This window comes from Nocardia inohanensis NBRC 100128 (genome assembly GCF_001612945.1).
GTDB classification, from domain to species: domain Bacteria; phylum Actinomycetota; class Actinomycetes; order Mycobacteriales; family Mycobacteriaceae; genus Nocardia; species Nocardia inohanensis.
Genome location: NZ_BDBK01000021.1, coordinates 82752 through 102199 on the forward strand (window position 1 = coordinate 82752; position 19448 = coordinate 102199).

The 19448-nt window shown below is 66.8% G+C and carries 17 protein-coding genes; 10 read left to right on the forward strand and 7 right to left on the reverse strand.

Annotated elements, in window-relative coordinates; genetic code table 11:
- The first annotated feature begins 4 nt into the window (after positions 1-4).
- Entirely contained in the window at positions 5-682 is a 678-nt protein-coding gene (locus NI1_RS35885; protein ID WP_067830613.1) for a TetR/AcrR family transcriptional regulator, read from the forward strand.
- Between the two features lie 4 nt (positions 683-686).
- On the opposite strand, the gene NI1_RS35890 is transcribed toward NI1_RS35885, so the two are convergent.
- The 4 genes from NI1_RS35890 to NI1_RS35905 form a co-directional block, all read right to left on the reverse strand.
- Entirely contained in the window at positions 687-2978 is a 2292-nt protein-coding gene (locus NI1_RS35890; protein ID WP_067830615.1) for an MMPL family transporter, read from the reverse strand.
- A 126-nt stretch (positions 2979-3104) separates the two neighbouring features.
- Positions 3105-4271: a fumarylacetoacetase gene (gene fahA, locus NI1_RS35895; RefSeq protein WP_067830617.1), complete on the reverse strand. Its 1167-nt coding sequence runs from the start codon at positions 4269-4271 to the stop codon at positions 3105-3107.
- Positions 4272-4281: 10 nt separating this feature from the next.
- Complete coding sequence (locus NI1_RS35900) at positions 4282-5487, reverse strand: homogentisate 1,2-dioxygenase (protein WP_067830619.1); 1206 nt, start codon at positions 5485-5487, stop codon at positions 4282-4284.
- An 82-nt stretch (positions 5488-5569) separates the two neighbouring features.
- On the reverse strand, positions 5570-6196 hold the full coding sequence (locus NI1_RS35905; RefSeq protein WP_067830621.1) for a TetR/AcrR family transcriptional regulator: 627 nt from the start codon (positions 6194-6196) through the stop codon (positions 5570-5572).
- Between the two features lie 204 nt (positions 6197-6400).
- Here NI1_RS35905 and NI1_RS35910 point away from each other — a divergent pair, with 204 nt between their 5' ends.
- From NI1_RS35910 to NI1_RS35925, 4 genes are all read left to right on the forward strand, one after another.
- Positions 6401-8356 carry an acyl-CoA dehydrogenase family protein gene (locus tag NI1_RS35910; RefSeq protein ID WP_067830622.1) on the forward strand — a complete coding sequence of 652 codons (1956 nt, stop codon included), beginning with the start codon at positions 6401-6403 and terminating at the stop codon, positions 8354-8356.
- 230 nt (positions 8357-8586) lie between these two features.
- The gene (locus NI1_RS35915) at positions 8587-9537 is read left to right on the forward strand and encodes an oxygenase MpaB family protein (protein ID WP_067830624.1); all 951 of its coding nucleotides are present in this window, start codon (positions 8587-8589) and stop codon (positions 9535-9537) included.
- Between the two features lie 184 nt (positions 9538-9721).
- On the forward strand, positions 9722-11548 hold the full coding sequence (locus NI1_RS35920) for an acyl-CoA dehydrogenase (RefSeq protein WP_067830626.1): 1827 nt from the start codon (positions 9722-9724) through the stop codon (positions 11546-11548).
- Between the two features lie 110 nt (positions 11549-11658).
- Positions 11659-12297, forward strand: coding sequence for a hypothetical protein (locus tag NI1_RS35925; RefSeq protein ID WP_067830628.1), 639 nt, complete (start codon positions 11659-11661; stop codon positions 12295-12297).
- On the opposite strand, the gene NI1_RS35930 is transcribed toward NI1_RS35925, so the two are convergent.
- Genes NI1_RS35930 through NI1_RS35940 form a run of 3 tightly spaced genes read right to left on the reverse strand, consistent with a single transcriptional unit; the run spans position 12294 to position 14702 of the window.
- Positions 12294-13109, reverse strand: a complete 816-nt coding sequence (locus tag NI1_RS35930; RefSeq protein ID WP_067830630.1) for an exodeoxyribonuclease III — start codon at positions 13107-13109, stop codon at positions 12294-12296. The genes NI1_RS35925 and NI1_RS35930 overlap by 4 nt on opposite strands.
- A 35-nt stretch (positions 13110-13144) precedes the next feature.
- Positions 13145-14104: an N-acetylglutamate synthase, CG3035 family gene (locus tag NI1_RS35935; RefSeq protein ID WP_067830633.1), complete on the reverse strand. Its 960-nt coding sequence runs from the start codon at positions 14102-14104 to the stop codon at positions 13145-13147.
- Positions 14094-14702, reverse strand: coding sequence for a peptide deformylase (locus NI1_RS35940; protein ID WP_067830636.1), 609 nt, complete (start codon positions 14700-14702; stop codon positions 14094-14096). The genes NI1_RS35935 and NI1_RS35940 overlap by 11 nt, the downstream gene beginning before the upstream one ends.
- A 182-nt stretch (positions 14703-14884) precedes the next feature.
- On the opposite strand from NI1_RS35940, the gene napA reads away from it, so the two are divergent.
- The 5 genes from napA to NI1_RS35965 all read left to right on the forward strand — a co-directional run bounded on the left by napA (position 14885) and on the right by NI1_RS35965 (position 19384).
- Positions 14885-15271: a nucleoid-associated protein NapA gene (gene napA / locus NI1_RS35945; RefSeq protein WP_084524235.1), complete on the forward strand. Its 387-nt coding sequence runs from the start codon at positions 14885-14887 to the stop codon at positions 15269-15271.
- A 17-nt stretch (positions 15272-15288) separates the two neighbouring features.
- Positions 15289-15870, forward strand: coding sequence for a LytR C-terminal domain-containing protein (locus NI1_RS35950; protein ID WP_067830639.1), 582 nt, complete (start codon positions 15289-15291; stop codon positions 15868-15870).
- 125 nt (positions 15871-15995) lie between these two features.
- Entirely contained in the window at positions 15996-16694 is a 699-nt protein-coding gene (gene sodC, locus NI1_RS35955) for a superoxide dismutase[Cu-Zn] (protein WP_067830642.1), read from the forward strand.
- A gap of 14 nt (positions 16695-16708) precedes the next feature.
- The gene (locus tag NI1_RS35960; protein ID WP_067830644.1) at positions 16709-17857 is read left to right on the forward strand and encodes a glutamate--cysteine ligase; all 1149 of its coding nucleotides are present in this window, start codon (positions 16709-16711) and stop codon (positions 17855-17857) included.
- A 174-nt stretch (positions 17858-18031) separates the two neighbouring features.
- A complete protein-coding gene (locus NI1_RS35965; RefSeq protein WP_067830646.1) occupies positions 18032-19384 on the forward strand; it encodes a phosphatase PAP2 family protein in 1353 nt (450 codons plus the stop codon).
- The last annotated feature ends 64 nt before the right edge of the window (positions 19385-19448 follow it).

Consider the following 19448-nt stretch of genomic DNA (forward strand, 5'->3'; position numbering starts at 1 on the left):
AGGCATGTCCCGCAGCATTCCCGCCGCGGCGCCCGACCGGACCCCCGTGCGGCGCCGCATCCGCGGCCTCGACGCCGACGAGCGCAGCGCCCAGCGCCGTCGTCAGTTACTCGCCGCCGCCACCGAACTGTTTGCCCGGCAAAGCTATTCGGGCACTTCGATAGAGCAGATCTGTCAGCACGCGTACGTCGGCACCAAAGGCTTCTACGATCACTTCGAAAGCAAGGAGGCGTGCTACACCGCCCTGCTGGAACAGATCACCGCGCAGATTCAGCAACGCGTCGGAGAGGTCGCGGCCGAGACCGTGGACGCCGAATGGCCGGAGCGCATGCGCGCCGTGGTCGCCGCGTTCGCGGGCGCGATCACCGACGACCCGCGCCTGGCCAAGGTGACCTTCGGTGAGGCGGGCGGCATCTCACCCGCCGTCGAAGCCCAGCGCCGCAGCAATCGCCGCTGGTCGGCCGCCTTCCTGGATCAGCTATGGCCGCAGAGTGATGCGCTCGACGAACGCCAGCGGCTGGCCCTCGCCCTGGCCGTCATCGGCGGCATGTTCGAACTGGTCGCCGACTGGCTGCATCACCATGACGACGGCGGCGCGCAGGACACGGTCGAGACCCTGATCGAGGACCTGACCCGCTTCGTGAGCGTGGTCGATGCGGGGCGGCCGGCAGCTCGCCCCTGATCGGCTACTCGGCGAGCGCCGGGGCCGCTTCCCGTACGCGCTCCGGCTCGTCCGCCGGAGCCTCCTCCAGGCCGATCCGTTTGTGCAGTGCGGCAAGGGGTTTCGGCGCCCACCAGTTGCCGGTGGACATCAGGCGCATCAAGGCGGGAGCGAGCAGGCCGCGGATGATGGTGGCGTCGGAGACCACGGCCAGCGCCAGCCCGATGCCGAACAGTTTCATCGGGGCCACATGCGAAGTAGCGACCGCGAGCAGCACCACCGCCATCAAACCCGCTGCGGCGGTGAAGATCCGGCCGGTGCGGGCCACGCCCAATGCCACGGAGGTGGTGTTGGCTTCCCTGCTGCGATCCGAGGCCAGCCACTCCTCGCGGATACGGGAGAGCAGGAACACCTCGTAGTCCATGGACATGCCGAAGGCCAGGCAGAACATGAGGATCGGCATGAACAGGTCGATGCTGTTGGTCGGGGTGAAGCCGAGCAGACCGGACAGGTGGCCCTGTTCGAAGATCCAGATCATCGCGCCGAAAGTCGCGGTGAGCGAAAGCATATTGAGGATCAGAGCCTTCACCGGAAGCACGACGCTGCCGGTGAACAAGAACAGCAGGATCAGGGTGATGACCGCGATCAGCGCGCCCGCCACGGGCAGTCGCGAGATGACCGAGTCCATGGTGTCCTCGTTGAGCGCCGCCGCGCCGCCGAAGAGGGTCTCGCCCGGGGCCGGGACCGCGCGCAGCGCGGTCAGCTGCTGTTTGCCCTCGTCCGCATAGGGCGCGACGTTGACGCCCACCGAGAGATAGGCCCCATCCGCCCCCGCCATCTGCGCAATGCCGCCCGCCATCTTCGCGCCCTTTACGCTGCCGTCCGCGCCTGTCACCGGTGCGTACACGCCATCGCTGGACAGCACGCCTGTCACGCCCGCCACCTCGGCGAGCTTCGAGGCGTACGCACCGAGTTCGCCCGGCGCGCCACGGAATCCGGGCAGCGCGACCACCGCTGTCGAGGCCATATCGGCATTGAAGTCCGCGCGCAGCGCATCGCCGACCTGGCGGGCCGAGGCGAACTCGCCGATCACGCGATCGTCCGGGGTGCCGAAATGCGCCGACAGGAACGGGGTTCCGAGGAACAACAGCACCGCCGTCGCGCCGATGGCGACCGGTGCGGGCCGCCGCATGACCGCGGTGACCAGGCGGTACCAGCCGCTCTCCTCCGGCCGGGTCACCGGCCGCTCGGGCCGGCCGAGCATGCGGCGCAAGGGTTTGCGCAGATCCCAGGCGTTGACCCGATCGCCCAGCAGCGCGAGCGCGGCGGGCAGCAACAGCACCGAAGCGCCGACGGCCGCCGCCACCACCGCCACCCCGGCGTAGGCGAAGGACTTGAAGAACGGCTGCGGGAACACCGCCAGCGCCGCGAGCGCCAGCGCCACGGTCAGACCGGAGAACACCACGGTCCGCCCGGCCGTCTGCACCGAACGCATGATCGCCGCGTGCGGGTCGCGCCCGGCCGCGAGCTCCTCGCGATACCGGCTCACGATGAACAAGCTGTAGTCGATGGCCAGGGCCAGCCCGAGCGCGCTGGTCATGTTGAGCGCGAAGATCGACACATCCATGACCGTGGTGAGCAGCCGCAGAATGCCCAGCGTGGCCGCGATGGCGAAGAGGCCGACCCCCAGCGGCAGCGACGCCGCCACCACACTGCCGAACACCAGCACCAGCAGCAGGCCCGACACCGGAATCGCGATGGCCTCGGCCAGGATCAGGTCCTTCTCGACCTGATGGTTGATATTGGCGAAGGTGCCGGCCATACCGCCGATCCGCACCTCGACGCCGTCGCGATCGCCGTTGAGGTCATTGCTCAAGGTGTTCGCGCGGTTCTGCACCTCGGTATCGGTGCCGGTGATGGTGGCCATGATCAGGCCGCGCTTGCCGTCCTTGCTCTTCAGCGCGGCGGCGAGATCGGGGCGCTGGGCGGCGGTCGTCCAATACGACTGCACGCCGGTGATTCCCGCGGACTTGCTCAGTTCGTCGGTGATGCGCTGGGCTTCCTCGCGCACCGGCTGACTGCCCACCCCGCCGTCACCGGAGACCATGACGATGAGGTTCGGATTGCCGCCGGGGAAGTGGTCTTCGATGAAATCGTTGGCCTGCACCGATTCCAGCTCGCCGGTGAGGTAGCCGCCGCCGACCATGTGTGACTTCGCGGTCGCGCCGAAGCCGCCGCAAATGATCATCAGCAACAGGGCGGCCACCAGGACGGCGCGCGGGCGCGTCATGGCGAACCGGGCAAGTCTGGTCAGCATCGACGCAACCTCCGAAGTCTTATGCCTCGGAACGGTAGCGTTCCTGGTCTACCCGGGTCGATGCACTATGACGGCGGTCATGTGCATGGCATTCGGCTATGAAAGAGCAAACGGGCCGTCGATGGGTCAGGCGATTCGGCCCCGCACTTCACCGAGCGTGAGCCGTCCGCCGCCGATCGCGGGTGCGGAGGCGGTGATCACCACCTCGTCACCGTCCTCCAGGAATGTCCGCTTCACTCCGTTCAGATCGAACGGCTCGGTCCCGCCCCAGCTCAGCTCCATGAACGAGCCGCGCTGATCCCGCTCCGGACCGGAGATGGTCCCCGAGGCGAAGAGATCACCGGTCCGGGTGGAGGCTCCGTTGACCGTCATATGCGCCAGCATCTGCGCGGGTGACCAGTACATGCGGTCGTAGGGCGGTGACGACACCGGCTGCCCGTTCCACTCCACGCCGAGCTGGATATCCAATCCCCAAGTCCCATCGCGCAGATACGGCAGCGGTTCCGGATCTTGGACCGGCAGCGGAATCCGCGCCTCGGCCAAGGCATCCAGGGGCGTCACCCACGCCGACAGCGAGGTAGCGAAGGACTTGCCCAGGAACGGTCCGAGCGGTTGCGCTTCCCAGCCCTGGATGTCCCGCGCCGACCAGTCGTTGACCAGCGCCACCCCGAACACGTGCTGATCGAAGTCCGCGGCGGCCACCGGTGTGCCAATCGCGGAGCCCGCGCCCACCACGAACCCCAGCTCCGCCTCGATATCCAGCCGCCGCGTCGGCCCGAAATCCGGTGTACCGGAATCGGTTGCGATCTGCCCGTGCGGCCGGGTGATCTCGGTGCCCGACACCACTATCGTCCCGGACCGGCCGTGATAACCGACCGGCAGATGCCGCCAATTCGGCAGCAGCGGTTCACCTTCCGGCCGGTAGATGCGGCCCAGCGCGGTGGCGTGATCGATGCTCGCGTAGAAGTCCACGTAATCGGCGATCGCCACCGGCAGATCCAGCTGCACCGCGCTCACCGAATGCACCGCGGCGGCAGGCAATTCCGCATCCGCGAACCCCGTCACATGCTCGCGCACCTCACGCCAGCACTGCGGGCCCTGCGTCATGAAGGCGTTCAGGCTGGGCTGGGCGAACATCGGATCATCCAGGGCCACAGCCAGATCGACGACGGAGTCACCCAGCCGCACGCCCACCCGCGGTTCGCCGCCGAGCGGGCGGAACACGCCGTACGGGAGATGGGTCGGGCCGAATCCGGAATCCGCGGGGACTTCGATCCGTACTCGACTGTTCATACACGGTCCCTCATATCCACTCGGTGGGACCGCGTCCCGACCAGGTCCAGGCGTATCCGGTGTCCTCGCACGCCAATGCGCCCTCACCCAATTGCAGCGGGTGGAAGGTGTCGACCATGACGGCGAGCTCGTCGAAGAATTCCAGGCCGATGCTGCGCTCGTACGCGCCCGGCTGTGGCCCGTGCGCGTAGCCGCCGGGATGGATCGAGACCGATCCCTGCCCGATGCCGGATCCCTTGCGCGCCTCGTAGTTTCCGCCGCAATAGAACATGATCTCGTCGGAGTCGACGTTCGAGTGGTAGTAGGGCACCGGGATGGAGAGCGGGTGATAGTCCACCTTGCGCGGCACGAAATTGCAGACCACGAAGTTGCTGCCCTCGAACGCCTGATGCGCGGGCGGCGGCTGATGCACGCGCCCGGTGATGGGTTCGAAGTCGGCGATGTCGAAGGTGAACGGGTACAGGCAGCCGTCCCAGCCCACCGCATCGAACGGATGGGTGGCGTAAATCAGTCTGGTCCCGACGATTTCACCGGCGGGCCGGTGCTTGACCAGCACCTCCACATCGGTGCCCGTGGCCAGCAGCGGTTCGGCCGGTCCGTGCAGGTCGCGCTCACAGTACGGCGAATGCTCCAGGAACTGCCCGTACTTGGAGAGATAGCGCTTGGGTGGCGTGATATGCCCGGAACCCTCGATCACATAGGCGCGCAACGGCTCCGGCCCCTCGGGTAGCCAGCGGTGCGTGGTGGCGCGCGGTAGCAGCACCTGGTGCCCCTGCCGCACCGGCAGCGTCCCGAAAACCGTCTCCACCCGGCCGGTGCCGGACTCGATATAGACCAGCTCGTCGCCGATGGCATTGCGGTACAACGGCGATTCCCGCAGCGCCGCCACATAGGAAATGCGCACATCGGAGTTGCCGAGCAGCAGGCGGCGGCCGGTCACCACGTCGGCGATGCTGGGCAGCTCGTCCTGGAACAGTTCGTGCAGCTTCAAATGCCGGTGCCGCAGTGGGTGATTCGGGGTCAGCTGCTGCGAGGGCAGCGCCCACACCGACGAATCCACAATGGCCGGCGGTAAACCCCGGTGATAGAGCAGGGAGGAGTCGCCGGAAAAGCCCTCTTCTCCCATCAGCTCTTCGTAATAGAGGTTCCCCTGCTCATCACGATGCTGTGTGTGCCGCTTGGGCGGCACGGACCCAACCTGTCGATAGAACGTCATCGCCGGTCTCCCATTGACTGATGATCCCGATTGCCATCGTAACCATCGGATTGCCGGAGACGGCCGGAGTTCGAAAGGTTGCTCAGGCGTGGCGGAGTGCGCGATACACGGCCGCGCCGACGAATTCGCCCAGGGTGTCCGGAGTCCAGTCGCCCGGATCGTTCAACAGGGTGCGTACCGCGCCTTCCCCGGCCGATACCCACAGCTCGACCAGCGCCGGAAGTTTGCGCTCGGCGTCCTCGGTGCCCCAGGCCTTGAGCGTCGGGCGCAGGCGGCGGGTGCAGCGCTCGACCGCGAGCTTGCGGCCCTTGCCGAACGAATCCTGTACGGCCGGATCGGGATTGCCGTAGAGCAGCCGCCAGGTGTCCGGGCGGGCGGTGGTGGCGTGCAGCAGGGCGCGGAAGCCCTCGACGAAAACCTCTTCGTCGGCCTCGACTCGGCGGCGGGGCAGGGCCTCGAGAACCCCGGTGACCAGGTAATCCTCTTCGCGGCGAATCAGGGCCTCGAGTAGCTCGACGCGATCGGCGAAGCAGGCGTACACGACCGGGCGGGTGACCTTCATCCGATCCGCCACCGCCGCGATGGTCACCGCGGCTATTCCGTCCTCGACGGCGATCTGCAAGGCCGTGTCCAAAACCTGCGGGCGACGCCGCTCCGGCCCCAGATGCCGCGCGCGCTGGCGGGGTCGTACTGCCGAATCGGTACCCATGCGCACCGACGATAGCAGCGCTCGGAAAGAAGGGACGAGCAGGTCGGAGGTTGAAACAAGATCGTTTCCTGCATGCGTGGAGGAAAATGCTACAGTCCTGAATGAAAGTGCGGAAAGGGTCCACTGATTGCGGAAGGATCCGGGTAACTCACCGGGGACGTCCAGAATCGAGTCGGCACCTGACCGCGGCGCGCGCGTGTGCCGATGACGGCACCCGGCCGTGCGCAAAAGTCGCGGAGAGGCGGAATTGTGCTGTTCAACCCGAAGACGTGTGAATTCGCGGAGTTCGATGCGGAGACGCGGCGGCTGTTGCGCGCCACCGTCGACTACTTCGAAGCCTTCGGCAAGGTGCGTTTGCTCGCCGACAGCCGCGATCGGGTGTGGTACTCGGACTTCCTGGATTTCGTGAAGCGGGAACGGGTCTTCGCGACCTTCCTGACCCCGGCCGCCGAGGCGAACGGCGATCCGAACAAGCGCTGGGACACCGCCCGCATCGCCATGATGAGCAAGATCCTCGGCTTCTACGGCATGCAGTACTGGTACGTCTGGCAGGTCACCATCCTCGGCCTCGGGCCGATCTGGCAGAGCGCGAACAAAGCGGCCAAGGCGCGCGCCGCCGGCCATCTGGAATCGGGTGAGATCTTCGCCTTCGGCCTGTCCGAGAAGGATCACGGCGCGGACATCTACTCCACCGATATGATCCTCGAGCCCGAGGCGCGCGGCGGCTTCACCGCGACCGGCGGCAAGCACTACATCGGCAATGGCAATGACGCCGCGATGGTTTCGGTCTTCGGCCGCCGCGCCGACAAGCCGATCATCGACTCCTCCGACTTCATGCGGAAGATGACCGACGAGGAGTACTCCGGCTACCTGTTCTTCGCCGCCGACTCCCGGCACCAGAACTACAAGCTGCGCAAGAACGTCGTCGACTCCCAGATGTACGTCGCCGCATTCGATCTGGAGAAATATCCGGTCGCCGAATCCGACATCCTGCACACCGGGCGCGCCGCATTCGACGCCGCCATGAACACGGTGAACGTCGGCAAGTTCAACCTCGGCTTCGGCGCGGTCGGCGCGTGCGAGCACGCCATGTTCGAGGCCGTCACGCACGCCGAGAACCGAATCCTGTTCGGGCACAACGTGACCGAGTTCCCGCAGGTGAAGCAGCTGCTCGCGGACAGCTTCGCGCGATTGCTCGGCATGAAGCTCTACAGCGAGCGCGCCATCGACTACATGCGGTCGGCGGGCGACGACGACCGGCGCTACCTGCTGTTCAACGCCATCGAGAAGATGTCGGTCACCCGGCACGGCCAGAAGCTGTACGAGGACCTCGCCGATGTGATCGCGGCCCGCGGCTTCGAGAACGACATGTACTTCCCCATGGCCATGGTCGGCATGTTCGGCCTGCCGCGCCTGGAAGGCACCGTGCACGTGAACATGGCGCTGTCGCTGAAGTTCATGCCCAACTACATGTTCCACCCGGCCGACGCGGGTCTCGCGGCCCTCGGCTACCTGCCGGGTGCCGGCATCGCCCCCAAGTCCGCTGTCAATGCGGTCTCCAAGGCGCTGAGCTGGACCAGCCGCCGAGCCACCGGCCCCGCCAGCAAGGCCGTACCCAAGCTGAAGGCCGAATTCGCCCGCGCCACACACGCTCCCGTGCCCACCCGCCGCGATGCCGCCGACGACGAATTCCTCTTCCGGCAGGGACCCAGCAGCGGCCTGGGCAAGATCCGCTTCGCCGATTGGCGGCCGGTGTTCGAGCGCTTCGCGCACATCCCGAACGTCGCGGTCTTCCTCGAGCAGGCCCTCGCGCTGCAAACCCTGCTCGCCGCAGCGACTCCGACCGCTTCCCAGCAGCAGGACGTGGACTTCCTCTTCGGCTTGGGCGAGCTGTTCACCACGCTGCCGTACGCGCAATTGATCCTGGAACAGGCCGAGATCCAGGGCGCCGACGAAGCAGTCCTGGATCAGCTCTTCGACCTCTTCGTGCGCGAGTTCTCCAAGCACGCGCTGACTCTGCACGCCAAGCCCACCGCCACCAAGGCGCAGCAGACCCGCGCCCTGGATCTGGTCCGCCGCCCGGTCGCCGACAAGGCCCGCTTCGAGAAGGTGACGGCGCAGGTCACGGCGCTGGCTGGACAGTATGAAATGAATCCCTGAGCCCCCGTATTGCGGCGTGTCACCCGGCGCGTCGAAATGCTACAGTCGTGAATGAAACCGGTGATCCATGCGGCTGGACAACTGATTCGGCGAGGTTCGGGGTAACTCCCCGGGCACGCCCGAAATTGATCGGTCACCCAACCGCCGGCACGGGTGCATCACATCGACGGCTCTCAGCCGCCCGCTGAAAACGCGGAGAGGCGGAGGAGCCACTGCAAAGGAGCAGCACGATGACCGCGACCTCGCGTCCGCAGTTCGACGCCCCCGCCCGCACCATCCGTGAAGTCGATTACGGCTTCTTCGGGCCGGGCTCGCCGACCTGGAAGGTCTGGACCGCGCCGACCGCATTGATCGGTTTCCAGCGCGCGGTGACGCTCGAGCATTTCGACCCGGATCTCACCGCCGCGGTCGCCGACGTGGGTGGCATCTACAGCGATCCGAAGGGGCGGCTCGATCACACCTTCGCCTACTTCCTGATCGCCGCCGTGGCCGACAGTCGGATGGCCATCGAGGCTTCCGAGCATTTGATGACCGTGCACGCCAAGGCCACCGGCATCGAGCCGATCAGCGGAAAGCGTTACAGCGCAAACAATCCCGACTCGCAGCTGTGGATCCATGTGACCGGCTGGCATTCGGTGCTCAAGTGCTACGAGATGTACGGTCCCGGCAAGCTGAGCCCGGCCGAGGAGAAGCAGTACTGGGCCGATTGCGTCACCGCCGCGGAATTGCAGACCTGCAAGGCTGCCGATGTGCCGACCTCGCGTGCGGAGGTGCGGCAGTACTTCGCGGATGTGCGTCCACGCCTGTGCACTTCCGAACGCGCTCATCGCGGCATGCACTATCTGCTGTTCACGCCGCGCGACAAGGGTTTCCGGCTGTGGGCCGGCAGCCGCCTGGTCGCGCCGGCCGCCATCGCGACGCTGCCGAAATGGATGCGGGAGACCGGCGGGTTCGAGCAGCCGCGGGCGTTGTCGGCCGCGTACCGGCCCGCGATGCGTCTCGCCACCCGGGCGCTGCATAACGATCAGCTGCTGTTGCAGGTCGCCAAGAACGCGATCGGTCCGATGACCGGACGATTGCTGGCCGAGCACATGCGAGCCGGAATCCCCGCTGACCCGGTGACGATTTCCCCACAGGAAGCCAAGCGTTTGTACGGGCGCGCGGCGCGATCGGCGGGCTGAAAATCCGGCGAAGCCCAGGTGAGAGCGGTGCGGGCGGAAAGGTGATCGTTTCGGAACCTTCGGGATTCGACCCGGTCGCGGCGGCCTTCTCGCGGTAAGCGGGGTTCCTACGGTTGCGTAACCGAACGAGCGTACGGCAGCCTTCGCTTGATCATCAAGACTTTCGTCGAGGAGGCCCATTCCCGTGTCCCACTACAAAGCGAACCTGCGTGACATCGAGTTCAACTTGTTCGAAGTTTTGGGAATCGGCGAGCTGCTGGATACGGACGCCTACGGCGACCTGGACAGCGAGACCGCCCGCGACATGCTCGCCGAGGCGAAGCGGCTGGCCGAGGGGCCGGTCGCCGAGTCCTTCGTCGAGGCCGACCGCCACCCGGTCGAGTTCATTCCGGACCAGCACACCATCACCGTCCCGGAAGGGCTGAAGAAGACGGTCGCCGCGGTCAACGACGCCGGGTACTCGGGTCTGGGCATGTCCGAGGAGATGGGCGGCGTGCCCGCGCCGAACGCCCTCATCTGGGGCATCCAGGAAATGATCGTGGCCGCCAACAACTCGGCGAGCTTCTTCAATATGGGCCCGCTGATGCACAAGGTGATCTTCGACGAGGGCACCGAACAGCAGCAGAAGTGGGCGGCCTACGCCTGGGAGAACCGCTGGGGCGGCACCATGGTGCTGACCGAGCCGGACGCCGGTTCCGACGTGGGTATGGGGCGCACCAAGGCGATTCAGCAGACCGACGGCACCTGGCACATCGAAGGCGTGAAGCGCTTCATCTCCGGCGGCGATGTGGGCGACACCGCCGACAACATCTTCCACCTGGTGCTGGCCCGCCCCGAAGGCGCGGGACCGGGCACCAAGGGGCTGTCGCTGTTCATCGTGCCGCGCTTCCACTTCGATCCCGAGACCATGGTGATCGGCGAGAAGAACGGCGCGCTGGTCACCGGCGTCGAGCACAAGATGGGCATCAAGTCCTCGCCCACCTGTGAGATCACCTTCGGCGGCGATATCCCGGCCGTCGGATACCTGGTGGGCGACAAGCACAATGGCATCGCGCAGATGTTCAAGGTCATCGAGAACGCGCGAATGATGGTGGGCACCAAGGCCACCGGCGCGCTGTCGACCGGTTACCTGAACGCCCTCGAGTACGCCAAGCAGCGCGTGCAAGGTGCGGATCTGACCCAGATGACCGATAAGGCCGCGCCGCGCGTGACCATCACCCACCACCCGGATGTGCGGCGTTCGCTGGCCACGCAGAAGGCGTACGCCGAGGGTCTGCGCGCGCTGTACATGTACTGCGCCTCCTACCAGAACGCCGATGTGGCCGCGGCCAACTACGGCGTGGACGCCGAGCTGGCGGAGAAGGTCAACGATCTGCTGCTGCCGATCGTCAAGGGCTGCGGCTCGGATCGGGCGTACGAGAGCCTGACCGAATCGCTCCAGACCCTGGGCGGCTCCGGCTACCTTCAGGATTACCCGATCGAGCAGTACATCCGCGACTGCAAGATCGACTCGCTGTACGAGGGCACCACCGCCATCCAGGCGCAGGACTTCTTCTTCCGCAAGATCATTCGCGATAAGGGCGTGGCGCTGGCGCACGTCGCGGGACTGGTGCAGAAGTTCGTGGACTCCGGGCCGGACCAGTTCAAGGTCGAGCGCGGGCTGCTGGGCGCGGCGCTGGCCGACGTGCAGGCCATGGCGGCGGCGCTCACCGGATACCTGATGGCGTCGCAGCAGAACCCCGAAGAGCTGTACAAGGTCGGCCTGGGTTCGGTCCGATTCCTCTACGCCACCGGCGATCTCGTCATCGCGTGGCGGCTGCTGGAGCACGCCGCCATCGCGCAGGCGGCCCTGGACGGCGGCGCCGATGCCAAGGACGTCAACTTCTACACCGGCAAGGTGGCGGTGGCTTCCTGGTTCGCCAAGAACAAGCTGCCGCTGATCGCGGGCGTCCGCAACGTCGTGGAGAACCTCGACAACGACATCATGAAGCTCGACGAAGCGGCGTTCTAAAACTGCTGATGGCGTGTCATTCCGGCGTGTTTCGCGCCGCGCCGGAATGACACGCTTGTTCTGTTCGGGATCTGCCGAGTTGTGTCCGGCGTAGCGGGTACAACTACGGCATGGTCTTCCCGATTTCCTTCGGCTGGATCCAGGTGTTGCTCGCGGTGCTCGGCATCGTCGCCTTGGCGCTCCTGGTCACCGCAGTTTTCAAGGCGCGCAAGGTCGGCTGGCGGGTGCTGGCCGGTCGTGGCATGGGCGCGGTCGGACTCGTGCTCGTCGCCGTGGTCATCCTTTGGATCACCACCCTGTTGCAGACCTTCCTGGGCCTCACCGGGGAGATCAAAGCCGCCCACGTCGTGGCGACTCCCGTTGCGGGACAAGAACATCTGATGGATGTGGACCTGACCCTGTACGGGGACAAGGAACATGACGAGCAGCACCTGAAATACCAGGTCGAAGGCGATATGTGGGTGCTACAGGCCAATATCGTCGAACTCGAGCCATGGGTGAACGCCATGGGCTTCCACTCCGGTTACAAGGTCACCCGCATCTACGGGCAGCGCCTGGACGGCATCGCGACCAAGCAGAACCACATCTTCCTCAACGGCGGCGACGGAGACTTCTTCCAGGACATGAAGAACGAGACCTGGTACACCAAGCCGTTCGTCCGCTCCGCCTACGGCAATGCCGTCATCGCCACCCCCGGCACCTACGACGTCTACATATCCCGCGACGCCATCAAGACCCGCCCGGTCTAGTCGGCGAGCTCTGCCCACACGGGGGCATGATCGCTGGCCCCCTTGCCCTTTCGCTCCTCACGGTCCACGTTCGAGTCGGTGACGCGGGCCGCGAGAGCGGGGGAGCCCAGGATGAAGTCGATGCGCATGCCTTCCTTGCGGGGGAAGCGCAGCTGGGTGTAATCCCAGTAGGTGTAGACGCCCGGGCCGGGGTGGAACGGCCGCATGACATCCGAGAAACCGGCCTCGGTCATCGCCTCGAAGGCGTCGCGTTCCTGGTCGGAGACATGGGTTTTGCCGGCGAAGAACTCCGGGGACCAGACGTCCAGGTCGGTGGGCGCGATATTCCAGTCACCGACCAAAGCGATCTGCGCCTGCGGATCCCGGTCCAGCCATTCCGCGCCGTTCTTGCGCAGCGCCGCAAGCCATTCCAGCTTGTAGGTGTAGTGCGGGTCGTCGAGGGCACGGCCGTTCGGGACGTACAGACTCCAGATCCGCACGCCGCCGCAGGTCGCGCCGAGCGCGCGCGCCTCCACCACCGGCGTGCTGATCAGCGATTCACCGGCGTTCTTGTCGAAACCGGGCTGGTGCGGGAAGGCGAGCTCGACATCCTCCATGCCCACTCGGGACGCGATGGCGACGCCGTTCCACTGGCTGTGCCCGACATGCGCGACCTCGTACCCGGCCGCCTCGAACGCCTCGAACGGGAACTGCTCGTCCTTGCACTTGGTCTCCTGCATGGCGAGCACGTCGATATCCGACCGATCCAGCCAGGAGATCACCCGATCCACACGGGTGCGAATCGAATTCACGTTCCAGGTCGCGAGCCGCACAGGAGAGCCTTTCAGCAATAAGGGATTCGAACGTTCTATTGTCCGGGCGCCGCGTAGCGGTAGGTGTGATGCTCCAGGAACCCCATCTCCCGGTACATCCCGAGCGCCGCGTCATTGTCCGCGAGCACCTGCACGTACGCGTGGGTCGCGCCGCGCGCCTGACCCCAGCGGATCAGCTCCGCGCACACCAGCGAACCCAGACCGTGCCGGCGATGCTCGGCGGCCACCGTCACACACGTCAAGCCTACCCAGCGGCGGCCGTCCGGGGCGGTGGTCACCGCACCCCGGCCGATGGCCAGCGGCGACGGCACGCCCAGCGCCGCGAAGCCCAGTTCGCCCTCGCGCACCGCGGTCAGCACCTCCACCATGGGCGCACCCCCGGCCGCGGAATCGCCGCCGCGATGCCGGTGCATGGAGAGCCAGGCGCCATCCGGGGCGGGCAGCACCCGCACCATCGAAGGACCTTGCGGCAGCACCAGATTCCCGATGTCCACGGCCAGCACCCGGGTCTCGTTCCAGGTCTGCCAGCCCGGCGGCACCGGCACCAGGCGATCGGGCAGCAGCAGTTGCACCGGCAGCCCGTGCGCGGTGTACCACTCGCCGATGCGATGCAGGGTCTCCAGCGTCATATCCGCCGGACCGTCCGAACCGCCCAGTGGCACCGCCGAATTCGCGCGCCCGGTGTACCCGCTGCCCGCGCGCAGCAGCCAGCCGTCGATCCAGGCCCGTTGCAGCCCGGGCCAGCCGTCGGCCGCGGCCGCCTCCAGGGAGCGGATCTCGCTGGTGCGAATCGGCCTGGGGCCCAGCGTCTTCCAGGCCACCACCCGATCGCGCGCGACCGAGACCACCTGCCCGTCGCCGGTGCGCACCGTCAACGGGTCCAGGGCGATGAGCTCGCCGATCACATCGGTCAGCGGCTGCGGATAGCCTTCGGGCAGGCGGTAGCGCACCACCACCCGTTTCCCCAGCTGCGGCTCGCGAGGCTCAGTCGTCATGCCCGAACGGATCCGGGACGGTGCCCGGCACCCAGCTCAAACCCGGCTTGCCCCAGCCATTGCGCTTGATGGCCTTCTTGGCGCCGCGGGCATTGCGGCCCACCAGCACGTCCACATAGAGGAAGCCGTCCAGATGCCCGGTCTCGTGCTGCAACATGCGCGCGAAGAAGCCGTTGCCCTCGATCTCGACCGGCTCGCCCTGCTCATCGGTGCCGGTGACGCGCGCCCAATCGGCACGGCCGGTGGGGAATTGCTCTCCCGGGACCGATAGGCAGCCCTCTTCGTCATCGTCCGGATCGGGCATGCTCTCCGGAATCGCGGAGGTCTCCAACTTCGGATTCACCACGCACCCGCGGCGGCGCACCATGCTGCCGTCCGGCTGTTCGTCGGGGCAGTCGTAGACGAACAGGCGCGGCGCGAGCTCGTCCACCTCGTTGATGATCACCTGATTGCCGGCCAGGCCGACGCCGTGGGCGGCGTCCATGGTGTCGAACATGTCCGCGATCAGCGTCGCCAGTTCCTCGGGTGTCTGCGTGACCGGAGTGGTCGGGCGGTGCAGAACCGGGTCGCCGACAATGCGAATCGGGAGGATAGCCATGGTCAAGAGCCTAACGGGTACTGCCGGGAGTCCGTTCACAGGTGGCCGCGCACCCCGACACGCCGTGTGAATCGGCGGAAACACGCCGAGCGGTACGCGTCGGCAAGTCAGTGCCGCGTGGTTGAATGAGCGGCGGACGCAAGCACCACAATCGTCTGGTTCCAACTCGGCGAGGGAGCAGTATGGACAGCGCAGCGGCACGGAGCATTTCCGCAAGCGAGGACGGCGGCGCTGCCGCGAGCCAGGCACTCTCCGCCTCGATCACCGACGATATCGCGGCCGCCGGACAGGATCCGGCCGCCGACCAGGAAGGCGCACACGGCCTTTCCCGGCGCGAACTCGACATTCTCGACTTCGAGCGCAAATGGTGGAAGTACGCCGGCGCCAAAGAAGAAGCCATCCGTGAGCTTTTCGACCTCTCGGCCACCCGCTACTACCAGGTGCTCAATGCCGTCGTCGACAAGCCCGAAGCCCTCGCCGCCGACCCGATGCTGGTGAAACGCCTGCGCCGGTTGCGCGCCAGCCGTCAGAAGACCCGCGCCGCACGGCGTCTCGGATTCCAGGTGTGAGTACTAGGCTCGATGCCGTGAGCAACCCGACTTCGCCGTCCGGCGGTCCGCCGCTGCGGGCACTCGCGATGGTTCTCATCGCCCTCGCCATCGTGTTCGCCGGAATCGGCGCGATGTCGCTGTCGAGTTCGGACTCCTCGAGTACCGAAGCCGAGGAGACCGGCAGCACCACCACCAGCGTCGCCAGCCCGACGGCCAGTGTGATTGCCGCCCCGCCGGTTACGACGCAGCCCGCGCCGCCCAGCAGCTCGGCCGCCGCGGCCACCACCCCGCCGAGCACCACCCCCGCGCCGACCACCCCGGCCGCGGGCGCGGTCGACAAGTCGCTACCCGTAAGGGTTTTCAACAACAGCATGGTCGCCGGATTGGCCGGCAAGACCAGGGATCAACTGGTCGCCAGCGGGTACAACGTGACCGAGACCGGTAACTACGGCTCCGGTAACATCCCGAAAACCACTGTGTACTACAGCAACAGCTCGGCCAAGGAGAAGGCGCTGGCCATCGCCATCGCCGGTGAACTGGGTGCTTCCGCGGAACCCCGATTCGACGGCATCGCCGATTCTCCCTCGGGCGTCATCGTCATTGTCACGAGCAACTGACCAGCGCAGCCACCGGCCAGCCCCTGCACGAGTCGTGCTGACGCCTCTGGCATCATCTTGACCGACTAGCAATCTGTCCAGGCAGCTTTACCCGTTAAACTCGGTACTCGTAAAGGAGTTCCTCGATGGCTTCGTCCATGACTCGTCGCCCGTCCTGGTGGACAGTGACCCCGGTGCTCGCGGTCGCGGTGCTCGGCCTGACGGCCTGCTCCAACAGCCAGGAATCGAGTGACGTCAAAGGGACGAACCCGGCGGTCTTCACCAGCTCCCCGGCCCCCGCGGGCACCGGCAGCGGCCACGGTTCCGAACACGGCGGCAGCAGCGCCGCTCCGGAGAACTCCTCCAGCGTCACGCTGAAGGACCCCTCGGGCGCCTCGGTCGGCACCGCCACCATCGCCCAGGTGGGCAACCACCTCGAGCTCACCGTCGAAGCCCACGGCCTCAAGCCCGGCTTCCACGGTCTGCACTTCCACCAGGTCGGCAAGTGCGAAGCCAACTCCACCGCGCCCTCCGGTGGCCCGGCCGGTGACTTCCTCTCCGCCGGAGGCCACTTCCAGCTCGGCGATCAGAACGCCAAGCCCGCCAGCGGCGATCTCACCTCGCTCGAGGTGCGTTCCGACGGTTCGGCCAAGCTGGTCACCACCACCGACTCGGTCAAGCTGGACGAGATCAAGGGCAAGGCCCTGATCGTCCACGCGAGCTCGGACAACTTCGGAAATATCCCCAGCCGCTACACGCAGCCCGGCGGAGCCACCGGCCCGGACGCCGACACCCAGGCGACCGGTGACGCTGGCAGCCGGGTCGCCTGCGGCGTCGTCTCCTAACCACAAGGTGAGCCATGGCCGGGGCAGGCATCTCGAAGGTCCACTTCAACTCGTCGCCTCGGCCCACGCTCGGCGTGGAATGGGAAGTGGCGCTGGTCGACAAGCAGACCCGCGACCTTTCCAATACGGCCGCAGCGGTTTTCGAAGCCTGTAGTGATCTGCGGTCCGCCGAGGGCAACCCGCTGATCACCAAGGAACTGCTGAAGAACACCGTCGAGATCGTCTCCGGTGTGCACGACACCGTCGGCGAGGTCGTCGACGAGTTGCACACCACCATGGACGCGGTCCGGCGCGCGGCGGATCCGCTCGGCGTCGACCTGTTCTGCGCGGGCACCCATCCGTTCGCGCAGTGGTCGAGCCAACAGCTCACGCGCAGTGAGCATTACGACGAACTCATCGAACGCACCCAGTGGTGGGGGCGGCAGATGCTGATCTGGGGCGTGCACGTGCACGTCGGGGTCTCGCATCCGGAGAAGGTCTTCCCGATCCTCAACAACCTGCTCACCACCTACCCGCATCTGCTGGCGCTCTCGGCCTCCTCGCCCATGTGGGCCGGGGTGGACACCGGTTACGCCAGCAATCGGGCGCTGATGTTCCAGCAGCTGCCCACCGCCGGATTGCCCTTCCAGTTCGAAAACTGGACGCAATTCGAGGGATTCGTGCACGACCAGACGAAAACCGGTGTGTTCGAACAACTCGGCGGCATGCACTGGGATATCCGGCCGGCGCCGAAATGGGGCACCATCGAGGTGCGGATCTGCGACGGAACACCCACGCGCACAGAGCTGTCCGGGCTGGTCGCGCTCATCCACAGCCTGATCGTCGACCTGGACCGGCGGGTGGAGGCGGGGGAGACGCTGCCGACTCCGTTGCCGCCCTGGCACGTTCAGGAGAACAAGTGGCGCGCGGCCCGCTATGGGCTGGACGCCATCATCATCACCGATGCCGACAGCAACGAGCGGCTGGTCACCGACGACCTGTTCGACCTGCTGAACCGCCTCGAACCCGTGGCCAAGAGCCTGGGCTGCGAGAACGAACTCGCCCTGGCCGCGGAGATTCCGACGCGCGGGGCCTCCTATCAGCGGCAGCGCCGGGTCGCCGCCGCCACCCAGGGTGATCTGGTCGCCGTGGTCGACTCGCTCGTCAAGGAGCTCGACCAGTAGCCACCCGATCGCACGGTGTCGTTTTCCCGATGTGAGATTGCCTACCCATCCGGCGTACGTCGTACCCGCTGGCCAGGGCGGACGCGGGCGCGACCGGGGGCTGTTCATCTCGGGTCACCACCCGTGTTCAACTGTCCGGGCGGGTCGCGTTCATGTGACGTTTACTATGGCTGGATGTTGCTCGACGGTCCGCGTTCTCAATCAGTCGGCGAGGAACGCCGGAGTCTGGTGCCGTCGAAGCGCATCCTGATCACCGGCATCCTGGCCGGCGTGCCCGCGTTGTTCATCGCGCTGCAAATTGTCGCCTCCCGCAACGGTTTTCTCGGACCGCTGGAGAGCTTGGCGGCCGACTTCTTCGGGACACCCAAATCGGTGACCGTGCCGTGGGCGGGGCTCGGGCTGGCGCTCATCGGACTGACCTGGCAGCGGCGGTTCTATGCCGTCGGCATCGCGCTGGGCATCGATATCGCGTATCAGATCGTGCGGACGCTGAGCGGCGGACCGCTCGCGCTCGGCAACGGGCCCGTCATCGTGCTCACCGGCATCGTGGTGCTGGCGCTGTGGAAGTGGCAAGGGGTGGAGCGCGGGAACGCGCTGCACGCGGCGGCGCTGGGCATACTGCTGGTCTTCGCCAACAAGGTCGCGGACGTGTGGCTCTACATCACCGTGCTGGCCGGGCCGCAGGTGCTGGACGAACACGTGGTGCTGGTCGACCACGCCCTCGCCGACCCCTCCTGGATGATGGGGCAGCTGCTCGAATTCCTCGGGCCCGTGGTCACTTTCGTGCTGCACTGGGTATACATCGAACTGCCGCTGGGCGCGATGATCGTGGCGGTGTGGCAGTTGCGGCGGGTCGCGTTCGGGGGCGGCTGGCCGAGCCACTATCTGGTGCGGACCTTCCTGACCATCGGGCTGATCGGGCCGATCGTGTACGTCATCTTCCCGGTGGTCGGGCCGATCTTCGCGTACGGCAGCGAGGGGCACTCCTTCGCGCTCGGCGACTACTGGCCGGATCTGGTGCCGCCGCTGGACCTGACGCCGGGGGCCATTCCCTTCGACAAGTTCTCGCCGCGCAATTGCATGCCGTCGCTGCACACCGCATGGGCGCTGTCGCTGTTCCTGCATTCGCGGCGCGACGTGGTGACCGGGCTGCTCGCGCCGCGCTGGCTGCGCTGGGGCGGAATGTTCTGGCTGCTCGCCACCATCTCCGCGACGCTGGGCTTCGGGTATCACTACGGGGCGGATCTGATCGCGGGCGCGGTGCTGTGCCTGACCATCGAATCGGCGCTGCGGATGCCCGAGCGCGGGTGGGACAGCGTGCGCGTCCAGCTGGTGGCCGGGGGTGCGGCGCTGTTCGCGGCCATGCTGCTGTCCTACCGCTACCTCTCGGTCCAGTACGCCGAATACCCCGGTCCCGCAGGCATTCTCCTGGTCGGGGTGGGGGTGGCGTACGCATACGCCTTCTACCGCACCTGGTTCGGGCCGGTGCCGGCCGAACCTGTCCTCGAGGCCCCTGCCCGCGCCTGAAGGTCCGCCTGCCGTGCCGTCTTCACGCGACGGGACGAGTGAGCGTGTCTCCGACGGATGCGGT

Excerpts from the sequence above, each read along its gene's own strand:
- NI1_RS35925 (WP_067830628.1), top strand. The coding sequence starts at position 11,659 with ATGGTCTTCCCGATTTCCTTCGGCTGGATCCAGGTGTTGCTCGCGGTG.
- NI1_RS35940 (WP_067830636.1), bottom strand. The coding sequence starts at position 14,702 with ATGGCTATCCTCCCGATTCGCATTGTCGGCGACCCGGTTCTGCACCGC.
- NI1_RS35885 (WP_067830613.1), top strand. The coding sequence starts at position 5 with ATGTCCCGCAGCATTCCCGCCGCGGCGCCCGACCGGACCCCCGTGCGG.
- napA (WP_084524235.1), top strand. The coding sequence starts at position 14,885 with ATGGACAGCGCAGCGGCACGGAGCATTTCCGCAAGCGAGGACGGCGGC.
- fahA (WP_067830617.1), bottom strand. The coding sequence starts at position 4,271 with ATGAACAGTCGAGTACGGATCGAAGTCCCCGCGGATTCCGGATTCGGC.
- NI1_RS35915 (WP_067830624.1), top strand. The coding sequence starts at position 8,587 with ATGACCGCGACCTCGCGTCCGCAGTTCGACGCCCCCGCCCGCACCATC.
- sodC (WP_067830642.1), top strand. The coding sequence starts at position 15,996 with ATGGCTTCGTCCATGACTCGTCGCCCGTCCTGGTGGACAGTGACCCCG.
- NI1_RS35965 (WP_067830646.1), top strand. The coding sequence starts at position 18,032 with ATGTTGCTCGACGGTCCGCGTTCTCAATCAGTCGGCGAGGAACGCCGG.
- NI1_RS35900 (WP_067830619.1), bottom strand. The coding sequence starts at position 5,487 with ATGACGTTCTATCGACAGGTTGGGTCCGTGCCGCCCAAGCGGCACACA.
- NI1_RS35910 (WP_067830622.1), top strand. The coding sequence starts at position 6,401 with ATGACGGCACCCGGCCGTGCGCAAAAGTCGCGGAGAGGCGGAATTGTG.
- NI1_RS35905 (WP_067830621.1), bottom strand. The coding sequence starts at position 6,196 with ATGGGTACCGATTCGGCAGTACGACCCCGCCAGCGCGCGCGGCATCTG.
- NI1_RS35935 (WP_067830633.1), bottom strand. The coding sequence starts at position 14,104 with ATGACGACTGAGCCTCGCGAGCCGCAGCTGGGGAAACGGGTGGTGGTG.
- NI1_RS35890 (WP_067830615.1), bottom strand. The coding sequence starts at position 2,978 with ATGCTGACCAGACTTGCCCGGTTCGCCATGACGCGCCCGCGCGCCGTC.
- NI1_RS35960 (WP_067830644.1), top strand. The coding sequence starts at position 16,709 with ATGGCCGGGGCAGGCATCTCGAAGGTCCACTTCAACTCGTCGCCTCGG.